This is a genomic window from Alienimonas sp. DA493 (assembly GCF_043951915.1).
Taxonomy (GTDB): domain Bacteria; phylum Planctomycetota; class Planctomycetia; order Planctomycetales; family Planctomycetaceae; genus Alienimonas.
This window is the reverse complement of record NZ_JBINJD010000009.1, coordinates 1-19,840: the sequence shown is the minus strand read 5'-3', so window position 1 is coordinate 19,840 and position 19,840 is coordinate 1. Positions and strand designations below refer to the sequence as shown.

At 71.4% G+C, this 19,840-nt stretch carries 17 protein-coding genes; 14 read left to right on the top strand and 3 right to left on the bottom strand.

Annotated features, from left to right (window positions below; genetic code table 11):
* The first annotated feature begins 10 nt into the window (after positions 1-10).
* The 5 genes from ACG2DA_RS02440 to ACG2DA_RS02420 all read left to right on the top strand — a co-directional run bounded on the left by ACG2DA_RS02440 (position 11) and on the right by ACG2DA_RS02420 (position 5,679).
* Positions 11-1,984, top strand: coding sequence for a hypothetical protein (locus tag ACG2DA_RS02440; protein WP_395253874.1), 1,974 nt, complete (start codon positions 11-13; stop codon positions 1,982-1,984).
* Complete coding sequence (locus ACG2DA_RS02435) at positions 1,981-3,030, top strand: ABC transporter ATP-binding protein (RefSeq protein WP_395253873.1); 1,050 nt, start codon at positions 1,981-1,983, stop codon at positions 3,028-3,030. The genes ACG2DA_RS02440 and ACG2DA_RS02435 overlap by 4 nt, the downstream gene beginning before the upstream one ends.
* A 78-nt stretch (positions 3,031-3,108) precedes the next feature.
* Positions 3,109-3,492 carry a four helix bundle protein gene (locus tag ACG2DA_RS02430; protein WP_395253872.1) on the top strand — a complete coding sequence of 128 codons (384 nt, stop codon included), beginning with the start codon at positions 3,109-3,111 and terminating at the stop codon, positions 3,490-3,492.
* Between the two features lie 51 nt (positions 3,493-3,543).
* Positions 3,544-5,121, top strand: a complete 1,578-nt coding sequence (locus ACG2DA_RS02425; protein ID WP_395253871.1) for a hypothetical protein — start codon at positions 3,544-3,546, stop codon at positions 5,119-5,121.
* 72 nt (positions 5,122-5,193) lie between these two features.
* The gene (locus tag ACG2DA_RS02420) at positions 5,194-5,679 is read left to right on the top strand and encodes an ASCH domain-containing protein (protein WP_395253870.1); all 486 of its coding nucleotides are present in this window, start codon (positions 5,194-5,196) and stop codon (positions 5,677-5,679) included.
* A gap of 63 nt (positions 5,680-5,742) precedes the next feature.
* Here ACG2DA_RS02420 and trpA read toward each other — a convergent pair whose 3' ends face one another.
* Both trpA and trpB read right to left on the bottom strand, forming a co-directional pair.
* A complete protein-coding gene (gene trpA / locus ACG2DA_RS02415) occupies positions 5,743-6,549 on the bottom strand; it encodes a tryptophan synthase subunit alpha (RefSeq protein ID WP_395253869.1) in 807 nt (268 codons plus the stop codon).
* A gap of 470 nt (positions 6,550-7,019) precedes the next feature.
* Positions 7,020-8,270: a tryptophan synthase subunit beta gene (gene trpB, locus ACG2DA_RS02410; RefSeq protein WP_395253868.1), complete on the bottom strand. Its 1,251-nt coding sequence runs from the start codon at positions 8,268-8,270 to the stop codon at positions 7,020-7,022.
* 205 nt (positions 8,271-8,475) lie between these two features.
* On the opposite strand from trpB, the gene ACG2DA_RS02405 reads away from it, so the two are divergent.
* The 3 genes from ACG2DA_RS02405 (at position 8,476) to pyk (ending at position 11,671) form a co-directional block, all read left to right on the top strand.
* Positions 8,476-9,429 carry an AAA family ATPase gene (locus tag ACG2DA_RS02405; RefSeq protein WP_395253867.1) on the top strand — a complete coding sequence of 318 codons (954 nt, stop codon included), beginning with the start codon at positions 8,476-8,478 and terminating at the stop codon, positions 9,427-9,429.
* Positions 9,430-9,542: 113 nt separating this feature from the next.
* Positions 9,543-10,139: a hypothetical protein gene (locus tag ACG2DA_RS02400; RefSeq protein ID WP_395253866.1), complete on the top strand. Its 597-nt coding sequence runs from the start codon at positions 9,543-9,545 to the stop codon at positions 10,137-10,139.
* A 47-nt stretch (positions 10,140-10,186) separates the two neighbouring features.
* Entirely contained in the window at positions 10,187-11,671 is a 1,485-nt protein-coding gene (gene pyk / locus ACG2DA_RS02395) for a pyruvate kinase (RefSeq protein WP_395253865.1), read from the top strand.
* 94 nt (positions 11,672-11,765) lie between these two features.
* Here the strand turns inward: pyk and ACG2DA_RS02390 are convergent, their stop codons facing one another.
* Positions 11,766-13,163 (bottom strand): MBL fold metallo-hydrolase RNA specificity domain-containing protein, encoded by a 1,398-nt coding sequence (locus ACG2DA_RS02390; RefSeq protein WP_395253864.1) that lies wholly within the window; start codon positions 13,161-13,163, stop codon positions 11,766-11,768.
* A gap of 245 nt (positions 13,164-13,408) precedes the next feature.
* Between ACG2DA_RS02390 and ACG2DA_RS02385 the strand changes: the two genes are divergently transcribed.
* The 6 genes from ACG2DA_RS02385 to ACG2DA_RS02360 all read left to right on the top strand — a co-directional run.
* Positions 13,409-14,065, top strand: a complete 657-nt coding sequence (locus ACG2DA_RS02385; protein ID WP_395253863.1) for an RNA polymerase sigma factor — start codon at positions 13,409-13,411, stop codon at positions 14,063-14,065.
* 69 nt (positions 14,066-14,134) lie between these two features.
* On the top strand, positions 14,135-14,680 hold the full coding sequence (locus ACG2DA_RS02380) for a hypothetical protein (protein ID WP_395253862.1): 546 nt from the start codon (positions 14,135-14,137) through the stop codon (positions 14,678-14,680).
* Positions 14,681-14,701: 21 nt separating this feature from the next.
* Positions 14,702-14,938 (top strand): zinc ribbon domain-containing protein, encoded by a 237-nt coding sequence (locus tag ACG2DA_RS02375; RefSeq protein ID WP_395253861.1) that lies wholly within the window; start codon positions 14,702-14,704, stop codon positions 14,936-14,938.
* A 38-nt stretch (positions 14,939-14,976) separates the two neighbouring features.
* Entirely contained in the window at positions 14,977-15,936 is a 960-nt protein-coding gene (locus ACG2DA_RS02370) for a GNAT family N-acetyltransferase (RefSeq protein WP_395253860.1), read from the top strand.
* A gap of 199 nt (positions 15,937-16,135) precedes the next feature.
* Positions 16,136-17,629, top strand: a complete 1,494-nt coding sequence (locus tag ACG2DA_RS02365; RefSeq protein WP_395253859.1) for a DnaA ATPase domain-containing protein — start codon at positions 16,136-16,138, stop codon at positions 17,627-17,629.
* 269 nt (positions 17,630-17,898) lie between these two features.
* On the top strand, positions 17,899-19,840 hold a 1,942-nt coding region (locus ACG2DA_RS02360; RefSeq protein WP_395253858.1), incomplete at its 3' end, for a PAS domain-containing protein.

Sequence of the window (19,840 nt, the reverse complement as noted above, 5' to 3'; positions counted from 1 at the left end):
CGGTTCGCCCATGTCTCCCCGCCGTTCGCTCGCCGCGCTGCTGCTGGCCGTCACGGCGTGCGGCCTGTTCCCGACCGCGGCCGCCGCCCAGGTGACGGTGCGGCAGGTGGACTGGGGGTTCGGCGGGAAGGCCGTGCCGGGGCTGTTCACGCCGGTGTCCATCCTGCTGGACAATCCCACGCAGGACACCTTCGACGGCGTGGTGAACCTCTACCGGGCGAACTTCGTCGGCGACCGGCGGGGCGCGGTGCTGACGGAGCCGGTGTTCCTGTCCGCGTTCGCCTCCCGGCGGGTGCAGTTCTACGTGATCCCGCTGGACAGCGGCGAATCCTGGCGGTTGCAGGCAATCCCCGAGGGGCTCTCCCCGGGGGACGACGGCGTGCTGACCGCCACGCTGCCGCGGCCCGGCCTGACGGACTCGGACGCCGCCGGGGTGGTGTTCCTCACCGGCACGGACGACTTCACCGCCCGCGTCCCCGGCCTGCCGCGGATGGACGAAACCCTGTTCCCCCCGCGGCCGGAAGCGACCGAGGGGCTGCGGGGCGTCGTGCTCGACCATGCGCCCGACTGGGAGGCGGTCCGGCAGGAGAGCTTCCTGGCCTGGCTGAACGGCGGCGGGACGGTGCACCTGCTGACCGGCCCGGACGGCTCGCCGGTGCGGTTCGGCGGGGCGCTGACGCCGCTGAACGACCCCTCCTCCCGCTTCGCCGTCGGCCGCGGCACGGTGCTGCGGCACGCCCAGAAGGCGAGCGCCGTCACCAAACTGTTCGCCGAAGGCGCCCTGCTGGCGGATCCGACGTTCGCCCGCATGACGGCGGACGATCTGGCGTTCGAGGAACGCCGCGAGCGGCAGACCGGCGCCTTCCCGGTCTCCTACTCCCCGACGCGGCTGGAGGAGGAAATCCTGCCCACGCTGCGCCGGATGGTGCGGCCGGAGCACAACTGGGGGCTCATTCACATCCTCTGCCTGGCCTACGTCGCGGCGCTGTTCCCGGGGGTGTTCCTCGTGGGACGGGAACGCCGCGGCTATCCGGCGACGCTGGGGCTGTTGATCGCGGTCACGCTGACCTTCGGGATCGCCCTGCGGACGGTCGGCCGGCGGGGCTACGGGGAGAGCCTGTCGGTGCGCACCACGGCGCTGGTGCGGGCGCTGCCGCCGGCGCCGGGGAGCGAGACGGGTGCCACGGAGGTCACCCAGTGGGCGGACGCGTTCGTGACCGACGGCGGCGACTACACCTTCGCCGTCTCGGGCGACACGCCGATCTACAGCACCGGCGAGGCGTCGGAGTCGGTGAAGGGGGTGATCCGCAACACCGGCTTCAACGGGGAGCCCGGCTCGCTGACGGCCGACGTGCCGCCGTTCTCCTCCCGGGCCTTCGTGGCGAAGGCCCGCCGGGACGAACCGGCCCCGCCGGTGGAACTGCTCGCCGGCGCCTCGGGCACGACGGCGGACGGCTCCGGCGTGCGGCTGACCGGCCTGCGGGTGAAGGTTCCTCCGGAACTCGAAAGCCGGGCCCGGCTGTTCGCCGTGCACCACCGGCATGTCTACCCGCTGAACGCCTCCGGCGGGGTCGCCACGATGAACACGAACGCCGAGCCGATCCCGCTGGGCAACCTGCTGGCCGGGTACGGGTTCGGGTTGGTCGGCAACGTCTCCGTGCAGGCGGCGCCGTACGGGGAGGGGAACGGTTACGGATACGGCTACGATCCCTACCAGCAGCAGTATTGGGGGGAGGACGACCTCGAACTGACCGACCGCGGCCTGGACCTCGCGGCCCGGCAGCTGATCGGCCGGGACCTTGGCTTCCGGGACGCCCGACAGCTGTTCCGCCTCGCCGCCCCGGCCGATCGGGTGCGGGTCTACGCCGTCACGCCGTTGCGGGAGGAGCACCGCATCCTCGGCGCCGCCGGCCGGGATCTGCCGACCGACCCGCTGCCGAACCAGAACGGCACCACGATTCTCTCCTACGAGTTCCCGCTGTGAGCGTCGCCACGCCGTCCGCCGAAGCCGCCGAGGCCCCCGCGCAGGCCCCGGCCGCCGCCCCGCCGGCCCCGGTCGCCGAACAGACGCCGGCGATCGAGGTCGTGCGGCTGTCGCACACCTACAAGAAGCACCGGGCGCTCCAGCGGATGGAGTTCACCGTCGAACCGGGCACGATTCACGGCTTCGTCGGTCCCAACGGCGCCGGCAAAACGACCACGTTGAAGATCATCTGCACCCTGATGAAGCCCCAGCAGGGCGCCGTGCGGGTGTTCGGCCGGGACGTCGTCCGGCAGGTCCATCAGGTGCGCAGCAGCATTGGCTTTATGCCGGACCACTTCAGCATGTACCGGCAGATGTCGGTGCACGAGTACCTGGATTTCTTCGGGGCCGCCTACGGCCTGCCGACGAAGGAACGCGACGGGGTCATCAAAAACGTTCTCGAGCTGACCGACATGGACGGCCGGCAGGACGACCTCATCAAGGGCCTCTCCCGCGGCATGACGCAGCGCGTCGGCCTGGCCCGCGTGCTGATCAACGATCCGTCCCTGTTGTTGTTGGACGAACCGGCCTCCGGCTTGGATCCGCGGGCCCGAATTGAGTTGATGGACATTCTCCGGGCCCTGCGGGGGATGGGCAAAACGATCTTCATCTCCTCACATATCCTTTCCGAACTGGCGGAGCTGTGCGACTCGGTGACGATCGTGGACCGCGGCACCACGAAGTTCAGCGGCTCGATCGACGAGCTGCTGTCGGCGGCCTCCGGGCTGGTGACCTACCGGGTGCTGCTCGACCCGCCCCGCGACGGCGCCCCGGAGCCGGAGGACCTCGGCAGCGACCTGATGGCGATCCCGGGCGTGACCGAAGCGAAAAAGGACGAGGAACGCCCCGGCTGGCTGATCACCTTCGATCGCGACGTGATCCCCGTGAACGACATCCTCGGCGGCGTCATCGCCCTCGGCCTGCCGGTGGTCGGCTTCTCCGAGGAGAAGAAGCACCTCAACCGGGCCTTTATGGAACTCACGGCGGGCGGGGTGCGCGAAGCGTGACGAGACGTCGGAGGTCGGATTTCGGAAGTCGGATGTGTCCCGCACGCGAGGGCGAAACGAGAGATGAAACCGGATGAGATGGTCCGCCGCACGAAAGCGTTCGCGGTGCGTGTCGTAAAACTCACGACGGCGTTGCCCAACAACCGGCAAGGGAATGCGATTGGAGGGCAACTCATTCGGTCCGGCACCTCCGTCGGCGCCAATTACCGCGCCGCCCGCCGGGCCCGATCGACGGCGGAATTCCGAGCGAAATTGGGGATCGTGGAGGAGGAAGCGGACGAGAGCGCGTTTTGGCTAGAGATGGTGATGGAGACCGGCCTGCTGCCCCGCGATCGCGTGCTTTCGCTTCACCGCGAGGCGGAGGAGATCACCGCGATCGTCGTGGCATCGATTCGCACGTCGAAGCGCAACGGCGGCAAAGGCCATCCCGCCGATCGCCCAATTAAAGAACGTCCGAGGTAAACCGGCGACTCGTTACATCCGAAATCCGACCTCCGACTTCCGACCTCCCCAATGCTCTCCGGCTCCCTCGCCCTTTTCGACCGCGCCCTCAAAACCGAGGCGTCCGGTCTGCGCGGGCACCTGTTGCGGTTGGGGTTCGCAGGGTTCATTGAGATCGCCCTGCTCATCGCCGCGGCGACGAGCCTCACGCTGGGGGCGCCGGGGTTGGCGTTTTTCGAGAATATCTGCTGGTTGAACGTTCTGTTCATCAGCCTCGCGGCGGTCAGCCTGTTCGCCACGGCCGTGACGGAGGAGAAGGAGGAGGGCACGCTGGGCCTCCTGCGGATGGCCAACGTCGGCCGGGCGGCGTTGATGCTGGGCAAGAGCACCAGCCGGCTGGTCGCGGCGTTGTTGCTGCTCGGCGTGCAGATGCCGTTCGTGCTGCTGGCGATCACGTTGGGGGGCGTGTTGCTGGGGCAGATCACGGCGGCGTTCGCCTGTCTGGCGGCCTACCTCGTGCTGGTGGCGAACCTCGGGCTGCTCTGGAGCGTGCTCTGTCGACGCAGCGCCACGGCGGCGTTCTGGACGGGGTTTTCGCTGCTGGTCTACTTCGCCCTGCCGCCGGTGGTGGGGTTCTTCGGGCAGGTGCTGGTCCAGATCGCCGGGCCGGTGGGCTGGGCGGTGGCGATCAAGGAGAACGGTGCCGATCGGGCGGCGGAGTTCGGCGTGCCGCACCGGCTGGGCGAGATCTTCGCCACCGGCTTCAGCGGAGGGCCGTGGTGCCCGCAGGTGGGCTTCTGCCTGGCGGCCGGCGCCGTCTGCTTCGCGGCGGCGTGGATCTGCTTCGAACGCTTCGCCGACGCCGACCGGGCCGCCGCGCCGGACCGCGGGCTCGCCGGGCGGGCCTCCTCCAAGAACCCCGGCTCCCGCTTCCGCCCCGGCCGGCGGCCGGTGGCCTGGAAGGAGTACCGCTTCCTGGTGGGCGGCGGCCGGGGGTTGGCCCTGCGGTTCGCCGGGCTGTTCGCCGCCTTCGGGATCATCGTCGGCATCGGCGCCTACGACGGGGCGGACCTCGGCGCCACGCGGGTGTGGGGCGAGATGTTCGCGATCTGGATGGTGGTCTGCGTGGCGGCGGCGATGGCCGACTCGCTGTTTCTCGCCACCCGGCTGCTCAATGAGGAGTTGAAGTGGAACACGCTCGGCAACCTGTTGTTGTTGCCGAAGAGCGCCGCGTCGCTGCTGCTGGGCAAGCTGCAGGGGGCGTCGGTGGCGCTCGTGCCGGCATTGGTGACGGGGGCGGGGGCGTTTGCCGGCTGCGTCGCGCTGGGCGACCCCCGTTTCGTGGAGGACACGGTCGCCGCGGCAGTCTCGCCCGTCACCTGGGCCATCGTGGCCGGGTGGTGCCTGTACCTGACGATCGTGGCCTACCTCAGCACGGTGGTGCGGTACGGGGCGACGGTGCTGGGGGTGATCGTCTACGGCGTGGGGGCCTACGCCCTGTCGCCGGTGTTCCTGGTGGCGGCGACGATGGGGGCGGCGGCGGACTCCGGAGAGGTCGCCGCGGTCCCGATCGCCGGCGTGCTGGCCGCCCTGACCGTCGGCGGGGCGATTCTGTGTGTGAAGCGGTTCGAGAGCCTCGGCGAACGCTGACCCTGGGACGATCGCGGAGGCCGAGCCGGCGGCGGTTGCGGTGGAGGCGAACGGCGGGTCGACTTAGCCGTTATGGACCCGCCTCCCGCCCCCCGAGACGCCGGCGCCCGCCCTGTCGGCGGAGTGAACGGCGGCGGTCTGGTCGCGCCCGCGCCGGAGCGGGACCGGATTGCCCTGGGCGTCCGGCAACCGTGGTGCGAACTGATCCTGCGGGGCCGCAAGACGCTGGAGATCCGCACCCGCCCCACGGAGGTGCGGGGGACGATCTACGTGTATTCCGCCAAAAAACTCAGTGACCTGCCGGAGCTGGACGTCGTCCTGCTCCGGGAGGAGGTGAACCCGGACCCGCTGCCCCGCGGGGCGCTGGTGGGGACGGTGGACCTCGTCGGCTGTCGGCGGGCGACGCCGGAGGACGCCGCCGCCTCCTGCGTGCCGCCGCGGGAGTTGGAGAACCGCTGGGCCTGGGAATTGGCGGATCCGGTGCGGTTCGCCGAGCCGCTGAAGCCGCGGTTCCTGCCCTACGGCGTGTGGTTCTACCCGTTCAAACGGCGTTCGTAGGGTCCGCTATGCGGACCGCGTCCCAAAGGCGCCGAGCCGAGATGACGGTCCGCGCAGCGGACCCTACGAACGACACGCGGCGACCATCTCACGTGTGAAGGCCGCCACGTCTTTCATGACCGCCTCCTTTGGCTGATCCGCCAGGGCTTCGAGCCGGCGGACCAGGGCGCTGCCGACGATCGCCCCGTCGGCGTGCCCTCGCAGGGCCTGCACGTGCTCCGGCTTGCTGACGCCGAAGCCGACGGCCAACGGGAGGTCCGTTTGCTGGCGGAGCCGGTCGAGGTGAGCCGTGAGTTCCGGCGGGAGCTGGTCCCGCTCCCCGGTCGTGCCGGCGACCGACAGGCAGTACACGAACCCGCTGCACGCCGCGAGAATTTTGCTCACGCGCTCCGCCGGGGTGAGGGGCGAGACGAGCTGCACCAGGTCCAGCCCCGCGGCGCCCGCGGCCTCGGCGAGGCCGGTCGCCTCGTCGCCCGGCACGTCCGGCACGATCAACCCGGCCAGCCCGACCGCCTTCGCTTTCTCGCAGAACGCCGCCGTCCCGACCCGCTGGACGATCGAGACGCTGACCATCCCCACGAGCGGCGGCAGAGAATCCGTGTCGAGCCCCTCCAGCATCGCCCAGAACTGCGACAGCTTGAACCCCCCGCCCAGCGCCCGCGTGTAACTGGCCTGAATGACCGGCCCGTCGGCGATCGGGTCGGAGAACGGCACCCCAAGTTCGATCAAATCCGCCCCGGCGTCGGCGAGGGTGCGCAGCACCTCCGCGGTGGTCCCGCAGTCCGGATCCCCGGCCGCGACGAACGGCATGAAGGCGAGACGATTCTCCGCCTTCGCGTTGTCAAAGGCGGCGGTGATGGGGGAGGTCATGAGCGTCGGCGTAAAGTTCCCGACGCGAAGGTCGGTCGGCGAAAGATTTGAGCGAAGACTACCCCATCCGCTTTCGATCCTCTCCCCGGGAGCTCCGATCTCCGCCGCGGCGGCGGACCGTTCCGGGACGGACTCCGCCCCCATCGGCCTCGATCATCGTGGGACCGGTGTGAACGGAGCCAGCATCAAGGCGGCCGTTCCGAGGTAGGCCACAATGGCGAGACATCCCGCGGCGATTCGCACCCGTCGCGGCGCCGGCAGAATGGAGGTTAGAGCCAAGGGCCCCACCGCTAGAAAGCCGGGGATCGTAAGCGGGTGCATTGCCTCGTCCCCGACGCCGAGCCCCGGGCCGAGCAGGCTGAGGAACGCATAGCCCGCGTCCCAGCAGCACAGCCCGATCAAACAGAGGCCCGCAGTCGCGGCGAACGGCGTCCACGGGAGCCCGTCCGTCGCTGTCGCGGGGGGCGTGGTCACAGCTCCTCGCCCAGGAGCCGCGCGACTTCGTAGACGTCCTTATCGCCGCGGCCGCTCAGGCAGATCACGACGTGATCGCTGGCCGGGCGGGCGCCGACGGTTTCGAGGACGTATTGGATCGCGTGGGCCGTTTCGACGGCGGGGATGATGCCCTCCAGTTCGCTGCACTTGCGGAAGGCCGACAGGGCGGCGTCGTCGCCGACGGCGACGTACTTCACCCGGCCGGTGTCCTTCCAATAGCTGTGCTCCGGGCCGACGCCGGGGTAGTCCAGGCCGGCTGAGACGCTGTGTACGGGGCTCGTCTGGCCGTCGTCGTCCTGCAGGACGTAGCTGAACGAGCCGTGCAGCACGCCGGGGCGGCCGAAGGAGAGCGTGCTGGCGTGGTCGCCGGCGGTCTGGCTGCGGCCGCCGGCCTCGACGCCGGTCAGCATGACGGATTCGTCCTCCACGAACGGATAGAAGATCCCCGCGGCGTTGGAGCCGCCGCCGACGCAGGCGACGACCTCGTCCGGCAGACCGCCGAAGTGCTCCGAGGCCTGCTGCTTCGTCTCGCGGCCGATGACGGACTGGAAGTCCCGCACCATCTTGGGGAACGGGGACGGTCCGACGACGCTGCCGATGATGTAGTGGGTACTCTCGACGCTGCCCATCCAGTCGCGCATCGCCTCGTTGGTGGCGTCCTTCAGCGTTTTGGAGCCGCTGGAGACCGGACGGACCTCCGCGCCCATCAGCTTCATCCGGAACACGTTGAGGGCCTGCCGGCGGATGTCCTCCTCGCCCATGTAGACGACGCACTCCAAGCCGAAGCGGGCGCAGGCGGTGGCCGTGGCGACGCCGTGCTGGCCGGCGCCGGTCTCCGCGATGATGCGCTTCTTGCCCATCTTGCGGGCCAGCAGGGCCTGCCCCAGCGAGTTGTTGATTTTGTGGGCGCCGGTGTGGTTCAGGTCCTCCCGCTTGAGCCACACGTTCGCCCCGCCGCAGTGGTCGGAGAGCCGATCGGCCCGGTACAGCGGCGTGGGGCGGCCGACATATTCGCGGAGCAGCGCCCGGAACTCCGCTTGGAAGTCGCCGTCGTCGGCGAGGGCGGCGTAGCCGTCGGCGAGCTCCTCCAGCGCCCGCATCAGCGTTTCGGGCACGTAGCGGCCGCCGTGGGCGCCGAAGCGACCGGCGGCGTCGGGCACCTGGGCGGACGCCCGGGCGGGAGCCTCGGACGGGGCGGCGGCGGAGGGATCGGTCAGAGCGGGCATGGGCGGATGATCGGGCGGCCGGGGCGGGGCGGCAAGCCGGCGGCGGGGCGGGAGCCGGCGGACGGGGACCGAGGCGGGGACTGAACGGTTCGATTGCGAGCGATCGGCGGCGGACGCTTGAAGCGGTCGGGACGCTCCGTCCACACTCCTGCCGCGTCCGCCGTCCCGGGGGAACCGCAGCCCGTCCCCGGAGCGAACCGCCGCCGTGCCCGACTCGTCCGACTCCCCCGAGTTCGCCGCCCTCGACCGGCTGAGGGACCAGGTGTCGCGGGTGCTTCTGGGCAAGCCGGAGCCGATCCGGCTGGCCCTCGTCGCCCTGCTGGGCGGCGGGCACGTGCTGATCGAGGACGCCCCCGGGGTGGGCAAGACGAGCCTCGCCAAGGCGATCGCCAAAAGCCTGGACGGTCAGTTCACCCGACTGCAGTTCACCCCGGACATGCTGCCGAGCGACATTCTCGGAGCCAGCCTGTTCAAGCCGGACATGGGGGAGTTCGAGTTCCGCCGCGGCCCGATCTTCACCAACGTCCTGCTGGCGGACGAGATCAACCGGACCACCCCCCGCACGCAGTCCGCGCTGCTGGAAGCGATGAGCGAGGGGCAGGTGAGCGCCGAGGGTGCCACGTTGCCGCTGGAGCCGCCGTTTTTCGTGATCGCCACGCAGAACCCGCTCGAAAGCGAAGGCACCTACCCGCTGCCGGACAACCAGCTGGACCGGTTCATGGTCTGCACGGGCATCGGCTATCCGGACCGGGAGCACGAACGGCGGGCGCTGATCGACCACGCCGGCCGGGAGCCGCTGGACGACGTGGGGCCGGTGATGAGCCGGGAGGAACTGAAGGCCCTGCGGACGCGGGTCGGGGCGGTGCGGGTGGACGATTCGCTGCGGGACTACCTGCTGGACGTGGTGGAGGCGACGCGGACCCACGCCGATCTGGTGCAGGGCGCCAGCACCCGCGGGGCGCTGACGTTCGACACCGCCGCCCGGGCCGCCGCGGTGCTGGACGGGCGGGACTACGTGACGCCCGACGACATCAAGGGGCTGGCGGTGCCGGTGCTGGCCCACCGGCTGGGCGTGCGGGGGACGATGCGGGAGGGCCGCCGCGAAAAGGCCGGGGCGGTGGTGCGGCAGATCCTCGCCGAGGTTTCGGTTCCGGACTGAGCGGGCGTCGGGCCGGACCCATGGGGCGGCCTCGGGACGGAGATTCGTCTCGCCCCGGTTCGGGGAAACCACTACACCCCCCGCGCCCGAACCATTTCCCCGGACCGCTCGCCGTGTTGAATCGTCTGCCGTTCGCCCTGCTCCTGACCGCCCTGTGCGTGAGCGTGCACGCCGCCCCGGCGGTCGCCCGCCGCGCCGCCGACCCGGGGGCCGAGCCGGCGAAGGTGCGGGCCCGGGCGTTTCTGAAGACGGACAAGCTGCCCGCCGGCGCCCGTACGGAGGTCGCCGTAGTGCTGGACGTGCAGCCCGGCTGGCACATCAACTCGAACCCGGCGCCGACGAAGTACGCGGTGCCGACGACCGTCTCCGTGACGACCAGCCGCGGCACCCAGGTGGGCGAGTTCGCCTTTCCCACGCTCCCGCCGGCGACGCCGGGCGGGCCGCGGCGGCCGGTCAAGGAACTGGCCGGCCGGGTCGTGCTGCGGGCGCCGGTGCAGGTGCCGGTCGAAGCGGCCGGGGGGAACGAACGGTTGACGGTCACCCTGAAATATCAGGCCTGCAACGCGAACAGCTGCCTGCGGCCGAAAACGTTGACGTTCGGCGGTATGCTGCCCGTCGCCGCCCCCGGCGCCCCGGTTCACCTCGCCAACGCGGAGTGGTTCGCCGACGACGCCGCGGGGGCGGACGCCACCCGTACCGCCGAACGTTAGAACGCTCGGGCGTTCGGCCCGACCCCCTAAGTCAAACTTTATCGCTGATGGACGTTGCTCCCCCGACCGGGAACGAGGCCGCGCTGGTCAAAACGAAGATCGTCGCCACCGTCGGCCCGGCCTGCTGGAGCCCTGAGGGGCTCCGCAGCCTGGTGCTCGCCGGGGTGGACGTGTTCCGATTGAATTTCGCCCACGGGGAGCACTCCCGGTTGGCGGAGGTCGTCGCCGAGGTCCGGCGGATCTCCGCGGACCTCGAACGCCCCGTCGCCCTGCTGGGCGACCTCTCCGGCCCGAAGATCCGCCTCGGCGAACTGCCGGACGAGGGGCTGGAGTGCGGCCTGGGCGAGACCTTCAAGTTCGCCCGGGAGCCGGTCGAGACCGATCCCCGCACGCTGACCTGCACCTACGAGCCGCTGCTGGACGACCTGCGGGTCGGCGACCGCGTGCTGCTGGCCGACGGCACCGTCGCTATGCGGGTGACCTCCGTAAAGGAGGACGGCGGCATGCCGGTGCTGGTCGAGTGCACCGTCGAACAGCCCGGCCTGATCCGCTCCAAGCAGGGCATCAACCTGCCGGGCGTGTCGCTGTCCACGCCCAGCCTGACGGAGAAGGACCGGGAGGACCTCGCCTTCGCCGTCCGGCAGGGGCTCGACTACGTCGGCCTGAGCTTCGTCCGCCGGGCCACGGACATCACCGAACTGCGGTCCGCGATCGCGGAGCACGGGGCGAACTGCCCGCCGCAGATCGTGGCGAAGATCGAAAAATTGGAGGCCGTCGCCGAGTTGGAGAAAATCGTGGCCGAGACCGACGCCGTGATGGTCGCCCGCGGCGACCTCGGCGTGGAGGCGGACATCGCCCGGGTCCCGGTGCTCCAGAAGCGGATCATTCGGCTTTGCAACCACCACCGCGTCCCGGTGATCACCGCGACGCAGATGCTGGACAGCATGCAGGAGTCCGAGCGCCCGACCCGGGCGGAGGCGACCGACGTGGCGAACGCGGTCCTGGACGGCTCCGACGCGGTGATGCTGTCCGGCGAGACGGCGATCGGCGCCCACCCCCGCGGGGCGGTGCGAATGATGAGCCGGATCGCCGTCGAGGCGGAAAGCGACCCGCACTTCCACGCCGCCGGCCTGCGGGCCGACGCCGACGAGGGCCGCCACCACGCCCACCCGATCACCGAGGCCGTCACCGAGGGCAGCGTCGCCGCGGCGGTGCAGCTCGGGGCGAAGCTGATCGTGGTCGCCACGCACAGCGGCAAAAGCGCCCTGGCGGTGTCGGCGAAGCGCTCCCCGATCCCGATCCTCGCCCTCACCGATCAGGCGGACGCCGCCCGGCGGATGGCCCTGTACTTCGGCGTCACCCCTGTCCGCACCGACGCCGTCGCCGGGGAGCCCCGCGAGGTGCTCAAGTTCGTCGTCGATTGGGGCCGCAAGCACGACGTGCTGCACGCCGGCGACCGCATCGTGCTCGTCGGCACCTCCAAGTGGAGCGCCAAGGGGCACGATTTGATGCTCGTCCATCAAATCGCCTAACGGCACGTTCCAGGAAGCTTGTGACAAGAACTAAAGGGGGAGCGACTGCCGCCCCCCTTTGGTTCTTGTTTCTTGTCCCTTGGAATTTCTCCCTCTAAAGCTGGAAGACCTCGCCGCGTTCCGGCGTCACCGGGTCTTCGTCGCAGCAGTCGCGGATCAGGCCGGCGAAGCTCTCGGCGACCTCCGGCTCGCCGTGGACGAGGAAGCATTCGCCGATGCCGCCCTCGTTCGCCATCGCCTCGAACCACCACTTCAGGTCGTCCGCCCCGGCGTGGGCGGACAGGCCGCCGAACTGCTCCACGTGGCAGCGGATCGGCACGCGGCGGTCGAAGATCTCGACCCACTCCCGTTTCTCCGCGATCGCCCGGCCGGTGGTGCCGCGGCCCTGGTAGCCGATCAGGGCGACGCAGTCGTTCTCGTTCGGCAGCGCCCGGGCGAGGTGGTGTCGCACCCGGCCGGCGTCGCACATTCCGCTGGCCGAAATCACCACGAACGGCGGCCCGACCTCGTTGATCGCCACGCTGTCCTGCCGGGAGGTCGTGTAGAGCAGCCCGCGGAAATCGAACAGGTCGTCGTCGATTTTGAGCATCTGGTGGGCCTCCTCGTCCATCAGATCCTGCCGGTCCCGGTAGACCTCCGTCAGTCGGGTCGCCAAGGGCGAATCCACGTAGACCGGCATCTCCGGCAACACGCCGAGTTCCGCCAGTTCGTTCAGGTAGTAGACGATCTGCTGGGTCCGCCCGAGGCTGAACGCCGGGATCACCACCCGGCCGCCGTCGACCGACGCGCGGGTGAGAATGCGGAGCAGTTCGTTGGCGATGTCCCCCGGCGGGGTGTGGATCTTGTCCCCGTAGGTGCACTCGGAGATCAGCACGTCGCAGCCCGGCAGCCTGGCCGGGTCCTTCAGGAGCGGCATGCCGCGTCGGCCGAGGTCCCCGGTGAACACCAGCCGGGTCGCGTTTGGGACCTTGCCGATCGACAACTCCGTGATCGCCGAGCCGAGGATGTGCCCGGCTTCCCGGAAGGTCAGCTTGAGGTTCGGGTTCAGCCGGGTCGGTTCGTTGTAGCCGATCGGCTGGAACAGCTTGATCGCCCGCCGGGCGTCCTCCTCCGTGTACAGCGGCCGGGCCCCGGGGTGGTCCGGGCCGAATCGCTTGTGACAGAAGGCGGCGTCTTCCTCCTGGATGTGGGCGCTGTCCCGCAGCATCACCCCGGCGATGCGGGCGGTGGCGGGGGTGCAGTAAATCTCCCCGTCGAACCCCTCCCGGACCAGCATCGGCAGACGGCCGCAGTGGTCGGCGTGGGCGTGGGACAGAACCACCGCGTCCAGATCGCGGGGGCGACAGTCCAGCCGGCGGTTGTCCGCGTGGGCGCTCGGCCCGCCCTGAAACAGCCCGCAATCCAGCAGGATGCGGAAGGAGCGATGCTCCAACAGGTGTTGGGACCCGGTGACCTCCCCGGCGGCGCCCAGGGCGGTGTAGGTCAGCGACATCGGCGGGCTTTCGGGAGGTTCGATTCGGGGGCGGCGGACCGGCGGACGGTGCAGGGTGGGGAACGCCCGCACCGCCCGCCAACGCGACGGCCCCCGCGTGCGGATCGGGGCGGCCCCTTCCGGCCCCGCACGCGGTTCGACAACAATGGAGCGTCGCCAAGAATGCCCGAAATCCGTCCGCTTTCCTCCAACGCCGTCCCTCTTCGCCTCGTATGAGGGGGAGAGGACCGCCCATGACCGTATCGATGGCCGACCCCCCGGCCCGCCCGCCCGCCGACCCCGACGACTCCGGATCTTTCCCGGCCGTCGACGCGTCGGCGGACGATTCGCCCGAGTCCGAGGACGCCCGGCACGCCGCCGGGGAGGCCAAGCTCGTGGCGATGGCCCGTCAGGGCGATCAGGCCGCCTACGGCGAACTGGTAAACCGCTACGAACGCCGGTTGCTCCGCGTGATCGGCCGCTTTGTCCGCGATCGCGAGATCGCCCGGGACCTGGCGCAGGAGACCTTCATCAAGGTCTACCGCCAGTTGGACAAGTTCGACGCCTCCCGTCGGTTCGGCCCCTGGCTGTTCCGCATCGGCGTGAACCTCACCCTGGATTACCTGAGAAAACAGAAGCGTCGCGGCCGCCGCCCGCTGTTCAGCGAGGTGTCGAAGGACCGCCCGATCGACCCGGAAACGGCGGACCCCCGCGGCGAACTGGACCTGTCCGAAGAGGTCGAGGCGGTGCTCGCCAAGATTCCGGAGAAATACCGCAAGGTGCTGATCCTGCGGGACCTGGAAAACTTTCCCACCTCGGAGATCGCCGCCATCGAAGGCCGGAAGGAGGCCACCATCCGCTGGCGGCTGGCCGAGGCCCGCAACATGTTCGCCGAGCACTGGACGAGCCGTTCGCCCGCCTAAAGCGCTCGTCGCCCGTTCTTTCCATATCGTCTTCCGTCCACCCCCGGCCGCGCCCGCGACCTCGTTCCGATGACCGTTCCTCCGTCCCCCCCCAGCCGTCTCACCGCCGACGCCCGGCGTTCGCTGGCGTTGCTGGCCGGCGACGACCTCGACGCCGCCGCCGCCGCGGACGCTCGCGCCCTCGCCAACGACTGCCCGCACTGCCGCGGCCACTACGAGTCCGTCCGCGAGGGGCTGGACGCGCTTCGCCGGTGCGAACCGATGGAGCAGGGGGGCGGCCTGTGGGCGTCGGTGCGGGAAGGTCTGACCGTCGCCGAGCCGGCGGCGCCGCCGTCCTCCGCGGCGTCGCGGCTGTGGATGCCCACGTTCGCCGTCACCGCGGCCACGTTGCTGATCGGCCTGTTCGCCTTCGCCCCCAACGCCGGTCAGGTGTTGCCGGGTTGGTTCGAACCCTCCGGCGTCGTCCGCCCGGTCGGCGAGGGGCTGGAGCCCGCCGAGCGGGAACGCTATCGTCCGCGGCGCCCGGCGTTCGACCGCTATCAGTCCGTCCCCTTCCACGGCGACCGGGTCCGCGGCACACTGGACGGCTCCCGCCTCCCGTACTCCTACCGCTGAGCGTCCCGCCGGAGCGCTGCCGTGCCGCTGTTCGAATACCGTTGCCGATCCTGCGACGCCCGCTTTGAGGCGTTGGTCCGCGGCGCCGCCCGCGATCGGGCGGAGGTCAGCTGCGAATCCTGCGACTCCGCCGAGGTGGAACGGCTGATGAGCGCCCCCGCGGCGCCGGCCAAGTCGGCGAGCCTTCCCATCGCCGGCGGGTGCCCGCCGCCGGAGGCCGGCCCCTGCGGGACCGGTTGCTGCCGACTGCCCGGGTGACCGTTCCCGGCCCCGGCACAGAGGGTTCCGACGTCGCCGTGCTCGTCCGCCCCGCCGCGACCCGGGACGAGCGCGTCGCCGCCCTCACCCTGTTGCTGGCGGAGACCTCTTCCCCCGACGACCTATCCGCGGATGTGGTTCAGGTCGTCGATTTGCATGCGCGGGGCGAATTGAACCTCGACGGGCTGCTGATCGCGGCGGACGAAGCCCGCGGGGCCGAACCGTGCGGGTCCACGCTGGTCACCCCGGGCGCCGGCGGAGCCGCCGACCTCTTTCCGCCGCGACTCCTGCCGGCGGCCCCCGCGGCCGCGGCGGCGGCGCTGCTCGCGGCCGCGGGGGACTTCGCCGCCGCCGCCGGGTGCGACCGCTTGCAGGCGTTTGCGGACCCCGTGCGAACCGACGATGCGGCCGTCTTCACCGCCGCCGGTTTCGACCGGATTGCGGAACTGCGGCTGCTCCGCCGGGACTGCGCCCGCCCGACCGAACCCGGTGCAACGCCGTGGGACTCTCTGCGGACTCTCGGACGGAAGTCAGAGCGCCTTTTTCGGGAGACAGCCCGGGCGTCCTACGCTGACAGCCGCGACGCCCCCGACGCCCGCGGGGCGGACGCCGACGAAGACTTTGACGCCCACGCCGCCGCCCCCGGGTTCCGGCCGGATCTTTGCCGGCTGGCCCTGCGCGGCGGGGAGCCGCTGGGGCTGGTTCTGATCTCCGCGTCCGGCGAGGGGGCCGCGGCGGAGTGGGACGTGTGCTACCTCGGCGTCACGCCGGCCGCCCGGCGTCGGGGCGTGGGGCGGGCGTTGCTGGCGGAGCGGCTGGCCGCGGCCCGGGACGCCGGGGCCGCCGCGGTCACCTGCGTGGTCGACGCCGACAACGCCCCGGCCCGCCGGCTGTACGCCGCGGCGGGCTTCGCGGAGACCGGTTCCCGGGCGCTGTTCCTGAAGCGACTTGAGCCTGAACCGGCGGGACGGCCGGCGGAACGGCGGTCCGGCGACTGAGGGCGCCGGCGGGAGCGGTCCGCGGGGCGGCGCCGGGTGGGCCGACGGCGCGCATGGCAGCGACGGCGCCGACGCGGGCCCCGCGGACCGCCGCAATCCGCGGTCCGGCGGGCGGGGAGCGCCGGCTGCGGTCGATGCGGGAGGTACGTTCGCCGGGCGCGTCCACGACGGGCCGCCGTCGAGCCTCGATTCCTCCCGCATGACGCACCCCGTTCCCCCCTTCGCCGCGGCGTCGCCCGATCTGCCCGGTCCCCCCGCGGCGGCGGAGGGCGGTTCGCCGGACCTCGCCGCCGTGGTGCGGCGGTGCGTGGGGGAACGGGCCTGGGGCGCCTGGTTCGAGGGGAAATCCGCCTTCGAGTTGGCGGGCGTGGAACTGACGGTGAAGGCCGGCAGTCCGTTCGTCCTCACCTATCTGCAACGCCGCTTCTCCGCCCCGCTGCGGGAAGCCGCCCGCGAGTTGGGCGGGCCGGCGGGGTGCGTGGGGTACGCGGTCGACGCCGGGCTGCTGGACGCGGCGCTGGTCCGCGGGGAGGCGAAACGGTCCGGCGGGGAGCCCGCCGCGGTGCTGCCGTTCCGCGCCCCCGGCGCCGACGTCCCCCGGCCGGCGGCCGAGCGGCGGGCCGCCGAGACGCCCGCGGAGCCCCCGGCCGTCACGCCGGCGACGCCGTCGCACCGGCCGCGTCGGCTGCGGGACTTCGGGTCGTTCGTGCCGGGGCCGGAGACGGAGCTGGCCCTCGCCGCCGCCGCCCGGTTCGCCGCGGGGGCGGCCCGGACGCTGTACCTGTACGGCCCCAGCGGGGTGGGCAAGACCCACCTGCTGGAGGGCGCCGTGCAGGCGATGCGGCGCCGCACCGCCGGCGGCCGCGTGCTGCTGATGACCGCCGAGGCGTTCGCCAACCTCTACACCGACGGTCTCCGCGGCGGGGGCCTGCCGGCGTTCCGTCAGAAGGTGCGGGCCGCCGACGCGCTCGTCATTGACGACGTCGACTTCCTCGACGGCAAAGACGGCTTCGCTGAGGAGTTCCTCCACACCCTCCAGGAGTACGAACGGCTGGGCCGGCCGGTGGCCGTCTCGGCGGACCGGCACCCGCGGTTGCTCACCAAAACGCCGGACGAGCTGCTGACCCGGCTGGCCTCCGGGGTGGTCACCCGGCTGGCCCCGCCGGACGCGGCGACCCGCACCGCAATCCTGAAGCGGAAGCTGGAGGGCAAAAACCTGCCCGTGACCGCCGACGCCCTGAAATGGGTTGCGGAACGGTTCCGCGGCAGCGTGCGGGAGTTGGAGGGCGCCCTCTGCTGTCTGGAGACGTGGCGGGAGATGACCGGCAAGTCCGTCACGCTGCCGGCCGCCCGCAAGGTGCTGAGCGATCTGGAACGGGATTGCGCCCGGCAGATTCGCCTGGACGACGTGGAGCGGGCGGTGTGCGACGCCGCGGGCCTCACCGTGGAGGAGCTGCGCTCGAAGAGCCGAGCGAAGCGGGTGACGCGACCGCGAATGGTGGCGATGCACCTGTGCCGCAAGCACACCGCCGCCGCCCTGCGGGAGATCGGCGGTCACTTCGGCGGGCGGAACCACAGCACGGTGCTGAGCGCCGACCGCAGCGTGAGCGGCTGGCTGGCCGGGTCGGACGCCGCCGCCGCGGACGCCGTCGCCCTGATCGACGCCGCCGAGGCCCGCCTGCTGGCCGGGTAGGGCGGCTGCTCGGTCACGTTCGCGGCCGGCCGCGGGACCGCGACGGGGTCGCTCGGCATGCGGGCCCGCGGCCGCAGCGGCAAGAAACGCTGCGGGGGCGAAGCGTTTTCGGCGGACTGCGGCATTCCGCGCCGGGTCCGGTCGGCACGATCGGCAGGGTCGAACGGGGGCGGCGGCGGGGGGCGTCGACCGGTCGGTCCCGTCCGGCCGGACGGGCGAACGGGGGGCATGTTTCCGAACCGCCCCCCGCCCTCAAAACCGTTCGTTCGATGGCCGTACCAGACTGTCCCGGCTGCGTCCCCGCCGCGGGCGCCCCCCTGCGGACGGAGTCCGCCGGGGCGTTCTTCGCCAACCTGTTCGACACCTCCGACTTCCCCGCCCGGTGGTACTGCGGGAGTTGGACCGAACCGCTCGGCTGGCTGCACGTCGTCAGCGATCTGGGGATCTGGTTCGCCTACATGACGATCCCGCTGGGCCTGCTGGCCCTGATGTGGCAGCGGTCCCGCCAGGTGCCGGGCACGCTGAAGCAGCGCTGGCGGCACGCGATCCCGTTCCCGGGGCTCATGGTGGCCTTCGCCACGTTCGTGCTGCTGTGCGGGCTCGGACACCTCGTGGAGGCGATCATCTTCTGGCACCCGGTGTACCGCTTCGCCGGGGTGTTGAAGGCGGTCACGGCGATCGTGTCGTTGGGGACCGCCGTCGGGGTGCTGCGGGCGGCGCCGCGGCTGCTGGCCCTGCCGCACCTGGAGGAGTTGAGCGACGAACTCCGCCGCGACCGCGCCCTGATGCGGGCGGTGATCGACGCCAGCCCGCACGCGCTGTTCTGGAAGGACGAACAGGGCCGGTACCTCGGCTGCAACAAGACCTTTTCGGACTTCATCTCCCACGGCTCGCCGGACGACGTGATCGGCCTGACCGACTACGAGATCGGTCTGCCCCGCGCAGACGCCGAGAAATACCGTCGCGACGACCGCCTGGTGATGGCGTCCGGTCAGCCGATGCTGGACATCGAGGAGACGATCGGCCACGGCGCCGATCAGCGGGAACTGCTGACCAGCAAGGTGCCGCTGCGCGACGGGAAGGGCGCCGTCCGCGGCGTCGTGGGCGTGTTCGCGGACGTGACGGAGGACCGCCTCGCCCAGCGGGAGCGGCAGGAATATCACGAGAAGCTTGCCGCGACCGCCGCCGAGAACCGCCGCCTCGGGCTGGTGGCGAAGGCGACCCGGCACAGCGTGATCATCGCCGACGCCCGCAAGAAGATCATCTGGGTCAACGACGCCTTCACGCGTCTGACCGGCTACTCGCGAGCCGAGGCGATCGGGCAGAAGCCCGGCCGTCTGCTCCAGGGGACGGCGACCGATCCGGAGACGAAGCGCCGCATCGGCGAGCGGCTTCACCGCGGCGAGCCGGTCAGCGAGGAGATCCTGAACTACGCGAAGGGGGGCGAGGCCTACCCGATCCGCCTGGAGATCGAGCCGGTTCGCGACGAGTCGGGGACGATCACGGAGTTCGTCGCCATCCAGACCGATCTGCGGGAACAGAAGGCCCACGAGGCGGAGCTGACGGCCGCCAAGGAGGCCGCCGAGGCCTCCAACCGGGCCAAAAGCGCCTTCCTGGCCCACATGAGCCACGAGATCCGCACCCCGCTGAACGGCATCCTCGGGTTCGCGGACCTCCTGCGAACCGGGGAGGCCGACCCCCGGCAGGCGGAGGAGTACCTCGACACGATCCGCAGCAGCGGCGATCACCTGCTGAGCCTGATCAACGACATTCTCGACCTGTCCAAGTTCGAGGCGGCCCGCGTCGAGTTCGAGATCGCCCCCTGCGACCCGCACGCGATTCTGTGCGACGTGCTGAGTCTGTTGCGGGTCCGGGCCCGGCAGAAGTGGATCGGGCTGGAACTGCGGTGGTCCGGCCCGGCGCCGGAGACGATCCGCACCGACGCCGGCCGCCTGCGCCAGTTGGTGACGAACCTCGTCGCCAACGCGGTGAAGTTCACGGAAACCGGCGCCGTGCGGGTGCTCGCCCGGATCGTCCCCGGCCCCTCCGGGCGCCCGGAGGACACGTTGCTGGAGATCGCCGTGCACGACAGCGGCGAGGGCATCTCCGCCGACAAGCTGGAGACGATCTTCGAACCCTTCGCCCAGGCCGACGCCAGCGTCACCCGGCGGCACGGCGGCACCGGGCTGGGCCTGCCGATCGCCCGGGCGA

Coding starts and splice junctions, on each gene's coding strand:
- trpB (WP_395253868.1), bottom strand. CDS start 8,270: ATGCCCGCTCTGACCGATCCCTCCGCCGCCGCCCCGTCCGAGGCTCCC.
- ACG2DA_RS02430 (WP_395253872.1), top strand. CDS start 3,109: ATGGTCCGCCGCACGAAAGCGTTCGCGGTGCGTGTCGTAAAACTCACG.
- pyk (WP_395253865.1), top strand. CDS start 10,187: ATGGACGTTGCTCCCCCGACCGGGAACGAGGCCGCGCTGGTCAAAACG.
- ACG2DA_RS02380 (WP_395253862.1), top strand. CDS start 14,135: ATGACCGTTCCTCCGTCCCCCCCCAGCCGTCTCACCGCCGACGCCCGG.
- ACG2DA_RS02420 (WP_395253870.1), top strand. CDS start 5,194: ATGGACCCGCCTCCCGCCCCCCGAGACGCCGGCGCCCGCCCTGTCGGC.
- ACG2DA_RS02425 (WP_395253871.1), top strand. CDS start 3,544: ATGCTCTCCGGCTCCCTCGCCCTTTTCGACCGCGCCCTCAAAACCGAG.
- ACG2DA_RS02440 (WP_395253874.1), top strand. CDS start 11: ATGTCTCCCCGCCGTTCGCTCGCCGCGCTGCTGCTGGCCGTCACGGCG.
- ACG2DA_RS02390 (WP_395253864.1), bottom strand. CDS start 13,163: ATGTCGCTGACCTACACCGCCCTGGGCGCCGCCGGGGAGGTCACCGGG.
- trpA (WP_395253869.1), bottom strand. CDS start 6,549: ATGACCTCCCCCATCACCGCCGCCTTTGACAACGCGAAGGCGGAGAAT.
- ACG2DA_RS02365 (WP_395253859.1), top strand. CDS start 16,136: ATGACGCACCCCGTTCCCCCCTTCGCCGCGGCGTCGCCCGATCTGCCC.
- ACG2DA_RS02385 (WP_395253863.1), top strand. CDS start 13,409: ATGGCCGACCCCCCGGCCCGCCCGCCCGCCGACCCCGACGACTCCGGA.